This window comes from Streptomyces sp. NPDC111744 (genome assembly GCF_055634995.1).
The window spans coordinates 145,077-159,207 of the sequence record NZ_JBVKCG010000006.1; the positions used below are offsets into that span (position 1 = coordinate 145,077).

The 14,131-nt window shown below is 71.4% G+C and carries 14 protein-coding genes, 1 tRNA gene and 1 pseudogene; 11 read left to right on the top strand and 5 right to left on the bottom strand.

Going from position 1 to position 14,131, the window contains the following annotated elements:
- The first annotated feature begins 131 nt into the window (after positions 1 to 131).
- Positions 132 to 998, top strand: a complete 867-nt coding sequence (locus ACZ7OO_RS15725) for a helix-turn-helix domain-containing protein (RefSeq protein ID WP_471505130.1) — start codon at positions 132 to 134, stop codon at positions 996 to 998.
- Positions 999 to 1,001: 3 nt separating this feature from the next.
- Positions 1,002 to 1,229 (top strand): DUF397 domain-containing protein, encoded by a 228-nt coding sequence (locus tag ACZ7OO_RS15730; protein WP_352220057.1) that lies wholly within the window; start codon positions 1,002 to 1,004, stop codon positions 1,227 to 1,229.
- Between the two features lie 55 nt (positions 1,230 to 1,284).
- Here ACZ7OO_RS15730 and ACZ7OO_RS15735 read toward each other — a convergent pair.
- Positions 1,285 to 1,369: transfer RNA gene (locus ACZ7OO_RS15735), tRNA-Leu, on the bottom strand.
- A gap of 209 nt (positions 1,370 to 1,578) precedes the next feature.
- Here ACZ7OO_RS15735 and ACZ7OO_RS15740 point away from each other — a divergent pair.
- The 3 genes from ACZ7OO_RS15740 (at position 1,579) to ACZ7OO_RS15750 (ending at position 4,259) form a co-directional block, all read left to right on the top strand.
- Positions 1,579 to 2,904 (top strand): M20/M25/M40 family metallo-hydrolase, encoded by a 1,326-nt coding sequence (locus ACZ7OO_RS15740; RefSeq protein ID WP_471505132.1) that lies wholly within the window; start codon positions 1,579 to 1,581, stop codon positions 2,902 to 2,904.
- 145 nt (positions 2,905 to 3,049) lie between these two features.
- Complete coding sequence (gene chpH, locus ACZ7OO_RS15745) at positions 3,050 to 3,283, top strand: chaplin ChpH (RefSeq protein WP_123978334.1); 234 nt, start codon at positions 3,050 to 3,052, stop codon at positions 3,281 to 3,283.
- Positions 3,284 to 3,416: 133 nt separating this feature from the next.
- The gene (locus ACZ7OO_RS15750) at positions 3,417 to 4,259 is read left to right on the top strand and encodes a chaplin (protein ID WP_471505133.1); all 843 of its coding nucleotides are present in this window, start codon (positions 3,417 to 3,419) and stop codon (positions 4,257 to 4,259) included.
- A gap of 85 nt (positions 4,260 to 4,344) precedes the next feature.
- Here the strand turns inward: ACZ7OO_RS15750 and ACZ7OO_RS15755 are convergent, their stop codons facing one another.
- A complete protein-coding gene (locus ACZ7OO_RS15755) occupies positions 4,345 to 4,533 on the bottom strand; it encodes a DUF5703 family protein (protein WP_046732800.1) in 189 nt (62 codons plus the stop codon).
- A 47-nt stretch (positions 4,534 to 4,580) separates the two neighbouring features.
- On the opposite strand from ACZ7OO_RS15755, the gene ACZ7OO_RS15760 reads away from it, so the two are divergent.
- Positions 4,581 to 5,294, top strand: a complete 714-nt coding sequence (locus ACZ7OO_RS15760; protein WP_471505135.1) for a hypothetical protein — start codon at positions 4,581 to 4,583, stop codon at positions 5,292 to 5,294.
- Positions 5,295 to 5,381: 87 nt separating this feature from the next.
- Here the strand turns inward: ACZ7OO_RS15760 and ACZ7OO_RS15765 are convergent, their stop codons facing one another.
- A complete protein-coding gene (locus tag ACZ7OO_RS15765; protein ID WP_471505137.1) occupies positions 5,382 to 7,565 on the bottom strand; it encodes a helix-hairpin-helix domain-containing protein in 2,184 nt (727 codons plus the stop codon).
- A complete protein-coding gene (locus tag ACZ7OO_RS15770; RefSeq protein WP_352220050.1) occupies positions 7,562 to 8,545 on the bottom strand; it encodes an aldo/keto reductase in 984 nt (327 codons plus the stop codon). Before ACZ7OO_RS15770 ends, ACZ7OO_RS15765 begins: the two co-directional genes overlap by 4 nt.
- A 163-nt stretch (positions 8,546 to 8,708) precedes the next feature.
- Here ACZ7OO_RS15770 and ACZ7OO_RS15775 point away from each other — a divergent pair, with 163 nt between their 5' ends.
- Complete coding sequence (locus ACZ7OO_RS15775) at positions 8,709 to 9,764, top strand: LLM class F420-dependent oxidoreductase (RefSeq protein ID WP_471505139.1); 1,056 nt, start codon at positions 8,709 to 8,711, stop codon at positions 9,762 to 9,764.
- 226 nt (positions 9,765 to 9,990) lie between these two features.
- Positions 9,991 to 10,778, top strand: a pseudogene (locus ACZ7OO_RS15780) (ferritin-like domain-containing protein).
- A gap of 40 nt (positions 10,779 to 10,818) precedes the next feature.
- On the opposite strand, the gene corA reads toward ACZ7OO_RS15780, so the two are convergent.
- The gene (gene corA / locus ACZ7OO_RS15785; RefSeq protein ID WP_471505141.1) at positions 10,819 to 11,823 is read right to left on the bottom strand and encodes a magnesium/cobalt transporter CorA; all 1,005 of its coding nucleotides are present in this window, start codon (positions 11,821 to 11,823) and stop codon (positions 10,819 to 10,821) included.
- Positions 11,824 to 11,885: 62 nt separating this feature from the next.
- On the opposite strand from corA, the gene ACZ7OO_RS15790 reads away from it, so the two are divergent.
- From ACZ7OO_RS15790 to ACZ7OO_RS15800, 3 genes are all read left to right on the top strand, one after another.
- Positions 11,886 to 12,572 carry a histidine phosphatase family protein gene (locus tag ACZ7OO_RS15790; RefSeq protein ID WP_471505143.1) on the top strand — a complete coding sequence of 229 codons (687 nt, stop codon included), beginning with the start codon at positions 11,886 to 11,888 and terminating at the stop codon, positions 12,570 to 12,572.
- A 108-nt stretch (positions 12,573 to 12,680) separates the two neighbouring features.
- Entirely contained in the window at positions 12,681 to 13,271 is a 591-nt protein-coding gene (locus ACZ7OO_RS15795) for a DUF3090 domain-containing protein (protein ID WP_471505145.1), read from the top strand.
- Complete coding sequence (locus ACZ7OO_RS15800) at positions 13,235 to 14,050, top strand: SCO1664 family protein (protein WP_471505147.1); 816 nt, start codon at positions 13,235 to 13,237, stop codon at positions 14,048 to 14,050. Before ACZ7OO_RS15795 ends, ACZ7OO_RS15800 begins: the two co-directional genes overlap by 37 nt.
- Positions 14,051 to 14,131: the final 81 nt, after the last annotated feature.

Here is a 14,131-nt window from a genome sequence, read left to right on the forward strand (position 1 = left end):
AGCAATACGTCCCGCAGGATGTGAAAAATTGCGCACCTCTGCGAGAGACTTGCGGCACAAGCCGGCAGCCGGTGGCGAGGGTTGGGGCGGCACGGCAGACTGTCGGGCAGTTCAGACAGAAGGGGGAAGCCGTGAGCACGCCCACGGTGCGTCGGCGACGGCTCGGTGCGAAGCTGCGCGAGCTGCGCGGCGAACTCACCCTCGACGAGGTGGCGGAGCACTCCGAAGGCGCGTTCGTCTCCTCGAAGCTGTCGCGGATGGAGACCGGCAAGACCGCCCCCAAGGCAGCGGACATCCAGTCGCTGCTCGACCTGTACACCGCACTCGGCCGCGACGTGAGCGACGAACTGCGCGCGGCCCTGATCACACTCACCAAGGAGGGTGGCCGCCGTGACTGGTGGCACTCGTACCGGGGTGTCCTCACACCGGTGTACGAGGACCTGATCAGTCTGGAGGCCGAGGCGGAGACGGTCTCCACCTGGCAGTTGGGAATGATTCCCGGTTTGCTCCAGACCGCCGAGTACGCCCGCGAGATCATCCGGGCGACCGCCATGTCCGAGGCGGTCGAGGCACGGGTCGACGCGCTGGTCGAGGTGCGGCTGGCACGCCAGGCCGTCCTCACCCGCGACAGCGATCCGCTGGCGCTCTGGGCGATCATCTCCGAACAGGCCCTGCGCTGCACCACCGAAGATCCCGCCCTGATGTACGAGCAGTTGGGGCGCCTGCTTACGATGGGGCGGCGCCCGAACATCAACATCCAGGTGTTGCGCTCGGACGCCCCCCTGCACGCCGGGCTGACCGGCACCTTCAGCATCCTGGGCTTCGGCCCGCACACGGACCTGGACGTCGTCCACCAGGAAGGGCTGACCTCCGCCCTGTACATCGAGGAACGTGATCGGGTCTCCACGCACCGGGCCGCGTGGCAACGCCTCACGTCTGCCGCCGAGTCCGTCGAGGCGTCGGTGGAACTGATCACCCAGATAAGGAAGAACGAATAGCGAATGAAGCACGTTGACGACGCGTCGACTCTGCCGGTGACCTGGTGGAAGTCCTCGGCGTCCGCATCACAGTCCGATTGCGTGGAATGCGGGATCGTCGACGGGGCGACGGTGGCCGTCCGCGACAGCAAGCGGCCCTGCGGGCCCGCGCTGCTGCTGGGCCGAGCGGCACTCTCCGCGTTCACCTCGGCGGTGACCCCCGGGAACGGCCGAATAGGCCGCCTCGGCTGACCGAACGCCTCCCCGAAAACCAAGAAACCCCTGCTCAGCAGGGGTTTCTTGGTAGTGTCCGAGGGGGGACTTGAACCCCCACGCCCGATAAAGGGCACTAGCACCTCAAGCTAGCGCGTCTGCCATTCCGCCACCCGGACAAGGTGTCTGTCGCGCGGGGCTTCCCTCGCGGCGACGAAGGAAACATTACCAGGCTTTCGGAGGTGGCCGATCACACCCCGTTCCAGCGACGGACGGGCGTGAACGGCGTGTGACGGACCGGGACCGGTCTTGGGCTCGGAGCGGGAAGGGAGAGAGGATGACAGACGATGACAGGGACCGCCCGGCAGTGACAGCGGAGGGAAGCAGCGTGAGCGAGACGGACACGGCCAGGAGCGTCACCGGCGAGGACGAGGTCGTGGACCTCTGCCGCGAGCTGATCCGCTTCGACACCAGCAACTACGGCGACCACTCCGGGCCGGGCGAGCGCAAGGCCGCCGAGTGGGTGGCCGGGAAGCTGGCCGAGGTCGGGCTGCAACCGGAGATCTTCGAGTCGCATCCGGGCCGCGCCTCGACGGTGGCCCGCATCGAGGGCGCGGACCCGACCCGGCCCGCCCTGCTGATCCACGGCCACCTCGACGTCGTACCGGCAAACGCCGACGACTGGACCCATCACCCGTTCTCCGGCGAGATCGCGGACGGGTGCGTGTGGGGCCGGGGCGCGGTCGACATGAAGGACATGGACGCGATGACCCTGGCGGTCGTACGGGACCGGCTGCGCAGCGGCCGGAAGCCGCCCCGGGACATCGTGCTCGCGTTCCTCGCCGACGAGGAGGCCGGCGGCACCTGGGGCGCCCGGCACCTGGTCGACCGGCACCCCGACCTCTTCGAGGGCGTCACCGAGGCGATCAGCGAGGTGGGCGGCTTCTCCTTCACGGTGAACGAGCAGCGGCGGCTCTATCTGATCCAGACGGCCGAGAAGGGCATGCACTGGATGAAGCTGAAGGTGGCCGGCACCGCCGGGCACGGCTCGATGATCCACCGTGACAACGCGATCACCGAGCTGTCGGAGGCCGTGGCCCGGCTCGGCCGGCACCGGTTCCCGGTGCGTGTCACCAAGACCACCCGGGCCTTCCTCGACGAACTGGGCGACGCGCTCGGCACCGAACTCGACCCGGAGGACATGGAGTCGACGCTGGCCCGGCTCGGCGGCATCGCCAAGCTCATCGGCGCGACCCTGAGCAACACCGCCAACCCCACCCAGCTGAACGCCGGTTACAAGGTCAACGTCATCCCCGGCGAGGCCACCGCGCACGTGGACGGCCGCTTCCTGCCCGGCCACGAGGAGGAGTTCCTCGCCGACCTCGACCGGATCCTCGGCCCGAACGTGGTCCGCGAGGACGTGCACTCCGACAAGGCGCTGGAGACGTCCTTCGACGGGGCGCTGGTGGAGGCCATGCAGTCCTCGCTGCTCGCCGAGGACCCCACCGCCAAGGCGATCCCCTACATGCTCTCCGGCGGCACCGACGCCAAGTCCTTCGACGACCTCGGCATCCGCGGCTTCGGCTTCGCACCGCTCAAGCTGCCGCCGGAGCTGGACTTCGCGGGCATGTTCCACGGGGTGGACGAGCGGGTGCCGGTGGACGGTCTGCAGTTCGGTGTGCGGGTGCTTGACCGATTCATCGACGCGTCGTGAAGCAGTGGCTTCAGCTAATCGGGCGGCTGTACGAGATGAACTGAAAAGAGTGAATGCGACGATAAGCTCGTAGCTCCATTACTCCCTCCTCGTTACAGGTGATGCGATCCGCTACTTGGGATCGCATTGCCAACAAGGAGGAATAATGCTCAAGAAGGTCGTCGCTGCTGCGGCTGCCACTGGTGGTCTGGTTCTCGCGGGTGCGGGCCTGGCCGTCGCCGACTCGGGTGCCCAGGGCGCTGCCGTGGGTTCCCCGGGTGTCGTCTCCGGCAACGTGATCCAGGTTCCCGTGCACGTCCCGGTGAACGTCTGCGGCAACACGATCTCGGTGATCGGGCTGCTGAATCCCGCCTTCGGCAACACCTGCATCAACAAGTGACGCCGACTCCCTGAGGGGCGTCTTTCCGTCGGCCCCGGAGCGCGCGCCATGCGCTCCGGGGCCGACCGGTTTTCGCGGGCTCTTTCCGCGAGGAATGCAATGGTCAGGATCCAAGGCAGGGGGGAATTCGGAAATGCGACAGGGCACCCGCAAGGGCCTCATGACAGTGGCCGCGGCGACCGGTGTGATCGCCGCGGCGGGCGGCTACGCCCACGCCGACTCGGGAGCCATCGGCTCCGCCACCGACTCACCCGGTGTGCTCTCCGGCAACACCGTGCAGGCGCCGGTGCATGTGCCGGTGAACGTCTGCGGCAACACCGTGAACGTCGTCGGCCTCCTCAACCCGGCGATGGGCAACAAGTGCGCCAACCACGGTGGCGGGGGCGGTGCTTCCGCGGGCCACGGCCACACCGGAGGGCACGGCGGTTCGCACGCCGGGGGCCACACCGCCGGCTCGCCCGGTGTCGGTTCGGGCAACACCGTGCAGGTGCCGATCGACGTTCCGGTCAACGTGTGCGGCAACAGCGTCGACGTCATCGGGATCGGCAACGCCGCCGTGGGCGACGAGTGCGCGAACGAGGGGAGTTCCGGACATTCCGGTGGCTCCGGTGACTGTCACCCCACGCAGCCGCCCGGACACGGGACGCCTCCCGGGCACGGAGGGCACGGCAACCCGCCCGGGAAGCCGGGGCACCCCGGGACTCCGGGCCAGCCGGGTCACCCGGGCAACCCCGGCCGGCACCCGGGAATGCCGGGTACGCCGTCCGGTCACTCCGGGGGCCGGACCGTCGCGACCGGCACCCACGGCTCCACCCACGTCGACCCGCTGGGCAGCCCCTCGGTGACCCAGCCCGTCGCGGCCGCGCAGCTCGCGCACACCGGCAGTTACCTGCCGATGGGTCTCGCGCTCCCGGCGGGCGCCGGCGCGCTGCTCGCGGGCGCGGTGCTCTACCGCAAGGCGCGCGCCTCGGCGTAGCGCACGGACGGTGACGTACCGGCGACGGTGCGTGGAACGGAGCGGGCCCCGTCGATGCGGGGCCCCTTCCGTCATGCGGCCAGTCTCACCATGTGGCACGCACCTGGCGGATGATCCGCCGGCGCAACCGCACCCTGCGGCTGCCGTCACGCATGAGGCTCAGTCGGTCCAACTCCCAGTGTCCGTACTCGGCATGGTCCGTCAGCAGACGCGTCGCCTCCTTGCGGGACACCCCGCGAGGCACGTACACGTCGACAAATTCGTATTCCGGCATCGCATCTATTGTGCGGGCTGGTGCCCGGTACGGATAGCGTCTGCACTATGTCTGATGCTGCGCAGCCCACCGCTGCCGAGGTACGCGCCGCCGCCGAGGCGGTCAAGACCGCGCTCGACCGCCATCTGGCCGCGGTCGAACGCAGGTCGGGGGAGGACGACCCGGCTGTCTACGAGGCGTTCAACCAGCTGGCCGCGGCCGCCGAGGTCTACGACGAGCTGCTCTACGACCGCTACGACGAGGTCACGCCCTTCGAGATCCCCGGTACCGAGGACTCGCTGCCACCGTACGCGGGGCCCGAGGAACCGAACGCGATCAGCGTGCTGATCCGCCGTGACTACGCCGTGGCGGAACCACAGCGGCTGCTGGCGCAGGCCCAGCGGGTCGAGGCCGCGGAGTACGACGACGGCCCCGGCGCGGACCAGGACGCCGCCGGCACGATCCACGGGGCGCTGGGGATCCTGTTCGGCGAGTTCGAACCGGACGAGATCGCCTCCCGGCACAAGGAGTTCGGCCTGGAGGAGGGCGACTCCACGCTGTGGGTGACCGCGGCGGACGAGCAGGCCGAGCCCGGCGAGTGGCTGGAGACCCCGTTCGAGGGGGTCGATCCGGAGCGGGTCGTGTGCCGGTTCGACGTCAGCGCGGTGTTCGACGACGAGGACAGCGAGGACACCGAGGACACCGAGGACACGGACGAGGCGGACGACGACCTCGACCTGGATGAGGACGAGGACCTGGAACCGTTGGACGCCGAGCGCTGACCTTCCGGTCGACCGGCGGTGCCTTGCGGGCGTTGAGGCCGTCAAGGCACCGCCGGTCTGCGGAATCAGCGGAGACGAGGGGATGGGTCACGCTTCGGTCGGCGCCGGTACCTGTGTTTTGAGCAGCAGCGGCAGGCGGGTCGTCCGGGGCTTCGGCAGGGCCTCGGCCACCGCCTTCGGCAGGGCCTGTTTCACGCCGTGGACCACCGAAAGATGCCGCTCCGCCCGGCTGAACGCCGTGTACACCCAGGGGCGGCTGAGGGACGGGGCCGCGTCTCCGGGGAGCACCACTACCGCCGCCGGCCAGCGACCGCCCACCGCCTGGTGGGCGGTCAGCGCCCAGCCGTGCCGCACGGCCTGCTCCACCCGCTCCTTCGGTACGACGACGGGCGCGCCCGCGCACGACAGGTGCAGCCCGTCGGCGTCGGCGTTCACCACCTGTCCCGGGACCGTACGGCCCGGCGCGGGGGAGTAGGCGATCCGGTCGCCCGGATCGAAGCCGCCGAACCGGCCGGGGCCCGGATTGAGCCGTTCCTTGAGGGCGGTGTTGAGGGCGCGGGTGCCGACCGCGCCGCCATGGCCCGGGGTGATCACCACGGTCTCTTCCGCGGGGACGCCGATGGCACGCGGGACCGAGTCGGCGACCAGCTGCACCGTCCGGTGCACCGCCTCGCCCGCGTCCCGCACCGGCACGATCACGATCTCGTTGCCGGGCGCCTCGACCTGGTGGAGCTCACCGGCACCGATCCCCGAGACCAGCTCGCCGAGCGGGCCGGGGTCGGGCGTGCGCGAGGCGATCTGCGGGCACACACGGGCCGCCAGCAGGTCGGCGAAGACCCGCCCGGGGCCCGCCGACCACAGCACCGCCGGATCCCCGCTCAGCACCAGCCGGGCCCCGTCGGGCAGCGCCTCCACGAGCACCGCCGCGCCCTCCACGTCCAGCTGGGGCGCGTCCAGCACGATCAGCAGGTCGAGGTCCAGGGCACCCTCCGCGTCCCGGCCCGGTCCCTCGGCGCCGGAGAGCAGACCGGCGACCGTGCCGACGGCTGCCTCGCCGTCCTCCAGCAGGGCCGTCAGGCGGCGGTGTCCATCCGGGGTGTGGGTGGCGGCGAAGGCACGCAGCCCGGCGCTTCGGGCGGCGGTCAGCAGGGCCGCCGGTTCGGTGCGGGCCGCCTCGCCGCCGGTGTGCAGCACCAGGCCGTGTCCGGCGACCGCCGCCGCCAGCTCGGCCGCGCCGCGGGAGGCCGCCGCGGCGGCCTCCTCCCAGGGCGCCGAGGCGTCCTTGGAGAGCGAGTTGACCAGCCGGGCCAGTCCGTCGGCGAGGCTCTCCTCGGCCAGGGCGTACCGCTCCAGACCGACCAGGACCCGGACCGGCCGCTCCTCCTCGTCGTCCTCGGGCTCGGGGGCGCCCGGATCGAGGGCGTCCTGGAAGACCAGTGCGTCCCCCTCGGCGACCGCGCTCTGCACGGCCGCCTCCGGGTCGGGCACCGCCCGCTGGGCCAGCGCGGCGAGGAGCGCCGGCATTTCCAGCACGGTGTGCCCGGCCAGGGCGGCCTGCTCCAGGAGCCAGCCGGTCACCGCCCGGCCGCGCCGCTCGTCGTCCGGACCGCACTCCGCGCCGAGCAGCGCCCGCGCGAACCCGTCCGCCTGGTCCGGCCGCACGCCGGTGATCCGGAGCAGCTGCCAGGGGTCCTCCCGCAGCAGTATGTCCGCTCCCTCACCGAGCGCGGCGGCGACCTGGGGGGCGAGCGACTCGGGCGCACCGCCTTCGGTCAGCACCCCCCGTACCGCCGCGACCGTCTCCGCGGCGGGCGCGGCGGCGGCAGGCGCCGGCTGGGGCGTGCGGACGGGCTCCGCGGCGGGTGCCCGGCGCGGGGCGGGCTCCGGGTCGGCGAACACGGTGGCCGTCGGCTTCTCTCCGCTCTCCACCGCCCGGATCGCCGCGAGCAGGTCGGCCGCCTTGCCGCTCAGCTTGGCCCCGGCCTCGACCGGCCCCGCCTTCTCGGCCTTCCGTCGCTCGATCCGCTCCCGCTCGACCCGCTGGGCGGCCAACTCGGCCTCGGCCTCGGACAGCTGCGCGGCGCCCGCCGAGTCACCGTCGCCCGAGCCGGACCCACCGGCCTCCGCGTCACCGGCCGCGACGGCGGTGGCGGGCTCGCCGCCCTCGACCCTGCCGCTGTCCTCCTCGGCCCCCGGCGTCCCCCCGGCCGTCGCGCCCTCTTCGGCGTCGGCTTCGGCGCCCGGCCCCGTGGTCTCCGGCTCCGTGCTCACAGCGTGCTCCAGTCGTGATCGGGATAGCGGTGCACAGGCGCCGACACGTCGTCGAGCGCCCGGCAGATCTCGTCAGGAAGACTAAGCGCCTCCACTGACAATGCCCCCGTGAGCTGCTGCGCGTTGCGCGCGCCGACGATTGGCGCGGCCACGCCCGGCCGGTCCCGCACCCAGGCGAGCGCCACCTGGAGCGGTGTCACCGCGAGCCCGTCCGCCGCGGTCTGCACCGCGTCCACGATCCGGGTCGCGGTGTCGTCGAGATACGGCGCGACGAACGGCGCCAGATGCTCGGAGGCACCTCTGGAGTCCGGGGGAGTGGAGTGGCGGTACTTCGCGGTCAGCACGCCCCGGCCCAGCGGCGAGGACGGCAGCAGGCCGATGCCCAGGTCCAGCGCGGCCGGCAGCACCTCGCGCTCCACGCCCCGCTGGAGCAGCGAGTACTCCAGCTGTGTGCTGGCCAGCCGGGTGCGGGTGCCCGGCGCCGCGAGCTGCCAGGTCGCCGCCTTCGCGAGCTGCCAGCCGCAGAAGTTGGAGATCCCGGCGTACCGGGCGCGGCCGCTGCTGACGGCCAGGTCGAGGGCCTGGAGGGTCTCCTCCAACGGGGTGTCCGGGTCGTAGGCGTGCACGTGCCATACGTCGACGTAGTCGGTGCCGAGGCGGGCGAGGGAGGCGTCGAGCGCGGCGAGCAGATGGCCGCGCGAGCCGTCGAAACGGCGGTCGGGGTCGGGGACGCTGCCGGCCTTCGTCGAGATGACCAGGTCCCGGCGTGGCACGAGCCCTTCTATGAGCTGTCCGAGCAGGTACTCGGCCTCTCCGTCGCCGTACACGTCCGCGGTGTCGACGAGGGTTCCGCCGGCCTCCCAGAACGCCTTCAGCATGTCCGCGGCGTCGTGCTCGTCGACGTCCCGGCCCCAGGTGAGGGTACCGAGCCCGATCCGGGACACGCGCAGGCCGGTACGGCCGAGATGCCTCTGCTCCATGTCGCGAGATTACTGGCCAGAGTTGGTGCGTTGGGTTGCCTGTGGATAACCATAGGCACCTGCCCGCGCCCCTGGTCGGCCGCGGTCCCGCGCTGCCGGGGTGGGGCCCGTCACGCTATCGTCTCCGCAACAGCGACGTTACTGATCGGTAAGGGGATCGGCCATGAAGCTCGGGATCAACCTCGGCTACTGGGGTGCCGGGATGGACGGGGACAATCTGGCCGTGGCGCAGGAGGCCGAGCGGCTCGGGTACGCCGTCTGCTGGGCCGCCGAGGCCTACGGCTCCGACGCCGCCACCGTGCTCAGCTGGGTCGCCGCCCAGACCGAGCGCATCGACGTCGGCTCGGCCATCTTCCAGATCCCGGCCCGCCAGCCCGCGATGACCGCGATGACCGCGGCGACCCTGGACTCCCTCTCCGGCGGCCGCTTCCGGCTCGGCCTCGGCGTCTCCGGGCCGCAGGTCTCCGAGGGCTGGTACGGCGTCAAGTTCGACAAGCCGCTCTCCCGCACCCGCGAGTACGTGGAGATCGTGCGCAGGGCGATGAGCCGCGAGCGGCTGTCGTACGAGGGCGAGCACTGGACGCTGCCGCTGCCGGGCGGCCCCGGCAAGCCGATCAGGCTGACCGTGCACCCCGAGCGCGAGCACATCCCGGTCTACGTCGCCGCCATCGGGCCGAAGAACCTGGAGCAGACCGGCGAGATCGCCGACGGCGCGCTGCTCATCTTCCCCTCCGCCGAGCACCTGGAGGAGACGGCCGTCAAGTACCTGCGCGCGGGGCGGGAGAAGGCCGGCCAGACCCTCGACGGGTTCGACATCTGCCCGACGCTGCCGCTCGCCGTCGGCGACGACAAGGACGTGGCCACGCTCGCCGACACCTTCCGGCCGTACACCGCGCTGTACGTCGGCGGCATGGGCAGCCGCAAGCAGAACTTCTACAACCAGCTCGCCCAGCGCATGGGGTACGAGCAGGAGGCCGCCGACATCCAGGACAAGTACCTGTCCGGGGACAAGAACGGGGCCGCGGCCGCCGTTCCGCACGACCTGATCGACAAGACCACGCTGCTGGGGTCCGTGGACCGGATCGCCGACCGGATGAAGGCCTACGCGGCCGCCGGGGTCACCACGCTGTCGCTCGCGCCCGCCGGCTTCGCCCTGGACGAGCGGCTCGCCTCGCTGCGGGCCGGCGCCGAGGCCCTGGAGCGCGCCGGGCTCGCGTAGGCGCCTCGGCGGGAGAGGTCCGCGGCCGTGGTGGGGGCTCGGGGGTCTTCCCCGCCACGGCCGTCACGCAGAACAACGCGCCCGCGCCCGCGCGGTTACGCCCCCGACGTGACCCCGGTGCTCCTCCTTTCGGCCGAGCTCGCTCGCACAGCTGTTGCCACGATCCGGATGCGGCATTTGACTCGTTCTTTGCGGGTCTGGTGAGTCCTCCGGAGCGGTGCCCACGATGCTTTCGGCCAAGAGTCTGCTCCTGGAGATCCTCGACCACGACGAGTCCTTCCGGCTCTTCTGTTCCATCGCGGCCAGTTGGGAGGCGCAGGGCGGCTGGGAGAACGCGCGGGTCGCCGCGCTGGTGCCGCAGAGCGAACGCGACCTCGTCCCCAAGACCACCCGCCATGGCGCCGACGAGGACAAGCACGGGCGCATCTTCAACGCCCTCATGAAGAAGCGCGGGCTCACCCCCGTCCCGGTCCCGCCCGACACCGACTACACGATGCTCCTGGAAAGGCACGGCATCGGGCTCGCCCACGACAAGCTCAGGGGCGACCGCCCGCTCACCGAGCAGGACATCGTCACCTACCTCGCCCACGGCAGGGTCACCGAGCAGCGCGCCTCGAACAGATGGAGTTGCTGCGCAGGCACTTCGCCGACCACCCGGACATCGGCCGCGTGGCACGGATGGTCTCCGACGACGAGAACAACCACCTCGCCAACTGCCACGAGGAACTGTTGCGGTTCGCCGCCGCCGGGCACGGCCGCGCCATCCAGCGCACACTCCGCGCGTGCGCGCTCGCCGAGATCCGCATCTACCGGGACGTCAGCCTCGCCGTCATGGCCCACATCGGCCGCATCCTCGGCTGGCCGAAGGGCAGGTCCGCGCTGCTCGCGTTCGGCATCCACGCCGTCCACGCCTACGAGCGGGCCGTCGGCTGGCGCCGTACGGTCTCGCTGCGGATGCCGGGGCACAGGAACGCCCTGGGCGGCCCAGCGACCCCCGCCCCTGAGTTCGCCTAGGCACTGTCGGCTCAAGGGGAGCGCCGGTCCGTCGCGAACCTCACATCCAGCCGCGGCGCTTGAACAGCCGGTACAGCACCATCTCCAGGACGGCCATGATCGCGATCACCGCGGGGTACGACCAGATCCAGTGCAGCTCGGGCATGTGGTCGAAGTTCATGCCGTAGATCCCCGCGATCATCGTGGGCACCGCCGCCATGGCCGCCCACGCGGAGATCTTCCGCATGTCGTCGTTCTGCCGCACGCTCATCTGTGCGAGATGGGCGTTGAGGACGTCCGACACCAGCCGGTCCAGGCCCTCCACGCTCTCGTTCACCCGCTGGAGGTGGTCGTTGACGTCCCGGAAGAACGGGCGGGCCTCCTCGTGCACGAAGGGCACCGTCGTACCGCCGCCGTACGGGCCCGTTCCCGCCAGCTTCGTCATGGGCAGGGCCAGCGGCACGGTCGCCCGGCGGAACTCCAGGATCTGCCGCTTGAAGCCGTAGATCCGCGACGCGGTGTGCCGGGAGCCCCCGCCGCTCGGCGAGAACACCTCGGCCTCCAGCTCCTCCAGGTCGTTCTGCAGCTCGGTCGCGACCTCCAGGTAGTTGTCGACGACCGCGTCGGAGATCGAGTACAGCACCCCCGTCGGCCCGTGCTTGAGCAGCTCGTGCTGCTCCTCCAGATGCCGCCGGATGTCCCCGAGCGGCGAGGGCGTCCCGTGGCGCACGGTGACCACGAAGGAGTCCCCGATGAAGATCATCAGCTCGCCGGAGGTCACCGTGTCGCTCTTCGGCTCGTACGTCACCGGCTTCAGGACGACGAACAGGGAGTCGTCGTACACCTCCAGTTTGGGCCGCTGGTGGGCGGTCAGGGCGTCCTCGACGGCCAGCGGATGCAGCCCGAACTCATCTGTGACCAGGCTGAACTCGTGCTCCGTCGGCTCGTACAGGCCGATCCAGAGAAAGCTGTTGCCACGCGCGCGTGCCTCCGCGAGGGCGTCGGAGAAGTCCTGGGGGGTCTCCGTCCGCTCCCCGTCCCGGTAGATTGCACAGTCAACGATCACTGAGAGTATTCTCCCGTCGCCCGGTCCGCACCGCATTCCGGCGTACGCCTACCCTGGGCCGCATGCCCACGCTGATCCTCGTAAGGCACGGACGGTCCACCGCCAACACCTCCGGGCTGCTCGCCGGCTGGACGCCCGGCGTCGCCCTCGACGAGCGCGGGGCCGCCCAGGCCGCCGCGCTGCCCGGCCGGCTCGCCGGGCTGCCGATCTCGGAGGTCGTCGCCAGCCCTCTGCAGCGCTGCCAGGAGACGATCCGCCCTCTGCTGGAGGCCCGCCCCGAACTCACCGCCCACAGCGACGAGCGGATCGGGGAGGCCCACTACGGCGACTGGTCCGGCCGCAAGCTCGCCGAGCTCAAGGACGAGCCGCTGATGGAGGTGGTGCAGGCGCACCCGTCGGCGGCCGCCTTCCCGGGCGGGGAGTCCATGCGGGCCATGCAGACCCGCGCCGCCGAGGCCGTACGCGAGTGGAACGCACGCGTGGAGCGCGACCACGGCGCCGACGCCGTCTACCTCATGTGCTCGCACGGCGACATCATCAAGTCGCTCGTCGCGGACGCGCTCGGTATGCATCTCGACCTCTTCCAGCGGATCTCCGTCGAACCGTGTTCCATCACCGCGATCCGTTACACCCGTCTCAGGCCGTTTCTCGTTCGACTCGGGGACACCGGGGATTTCGCCTCCCTTGCCCCCCGCGAGGAACCTCCCGGGGAAGACGCCCCGGTCGGTGGCGGTGCCGGCGCGCCGTGATCGTCAGCCGCAGTAGGGTGAAGCGATCCACGTAGTCGCCGACCGACGCCCCGCACGGTCAGTCGCCCTTCCGATCCCACGCACTCTCGATTCCCATGGAGACAGGACGTGTCCCGTCAGGTGTTCCTCTACGATCCGCCGGACCGCTTCGTGGCGGGCACGGTCGGACTGCCCGGACGCCGTACGTTCTTCCTCCAGGCCACGGCCGGCCCCCGGACGACCAGCGTGGCCCTGGAGAAGACCCAGGTCGCCGCGCTCGCCGAACGCATGGACGAGCTCCTCGACGAGGTCGTACGGCGCAGCGGCGGCAACGCGGCCGTCCCCGCCGTCGCGCCCACCGAGATCGCCGACAGCGGCCCGCTGGACACCCCCATCGAGGAGGAGTTCCGCGTCGGCACCATGGCGCTCGCCTGGGACGGCGAGGAAGAGCGCATGATCGTCGAGGCGCAGGCCCTCGTGGAACTGGACGCCGACTCCGAGGAGGACCTCGCCGAGGCCGAGGAGCGGCTCCTCCAGGACGAGGAGAACGGGCCCCCGATGCTGCGGGTCCGGCTGACCGGCGCGCAGGCCAGGGCCTTCGCCAAGCGCGCCCTCGACGTCGTCAACGCCGGGCGGCCGCCGTGCCCGCTGTGCAGCCTCCCGCTCGACCCGGAAGGACACGTATGTCCGCGCCAGAACGGATACCGCCGCGGAGCGTGACCGCCGCCGAGCTGCTCGCCCACGGTGAGCTGAAGGTACGAGGCCGCATCCGCGACGCCTCCAACGCGGCACTGTTCTGCACGGTCGCGCACGACGGCGAGGAGGCCTCCTGCGTCTACAAGCCGGTCGCCGGGGAACGCCCGCTGTGGGACTTCCCCGACGGCACCCTCGCGCAGCGCGAGGTCGCCGCCTACGAGGTCTCCGCGGCCACCGGCTGGGACCTGGTCCCGCCCACCGTGCTGCGCGACGGGCCCTACGGCGAGGGCATGTGCCAGCTGTGGATCGACGTCGACCCCGAGGGCGCCGACCTGCTCGCTCTGATCGACGCGGAGGAGCCGGAACCCGGCTGGAAGGCGATCGGGTTCGCCGAGGTCGGCGAGGGAAAGACCGCACTCCTCGTGCACGCCGACGACGAACGGCTGCGCCGGCTCGCCGTTCTCGACGCCGTGATCAACAACGCCGACCGCAAGGGCGGCCATCTGCTGCCCACCGCCGACGGGCGGCTGTACGGCATCGACCACGGGGTCACCTTCAACGTCGACAACAAGCTGCGCACCCTGCTGTGGGGGTGGGCGGGGGAGTCGCTCACCGGTGAGGCCGTGGAGGCCCTCAAGGGGCTCCGTGAGGGCCTCGGCGGGGTGCTGGGGGCCAGGCTGGCCGAGCTGATCACCCCCGCCGAACTCGATGCCACGCGCGCGCGTGTCGACGCGCTGCTCGCCGCCGGAAAGCACCCGGAGCCGAGCGGCGAGTGGCCGGCCATCCCCTGGCCACCCGTGTAACCGCCCGCAGCACATCGCGGGCGCAAGATCAAGAGTGCCTTCCCGGCCATCCGGCCTGGTCCGGTTCGTATACCGAACTCG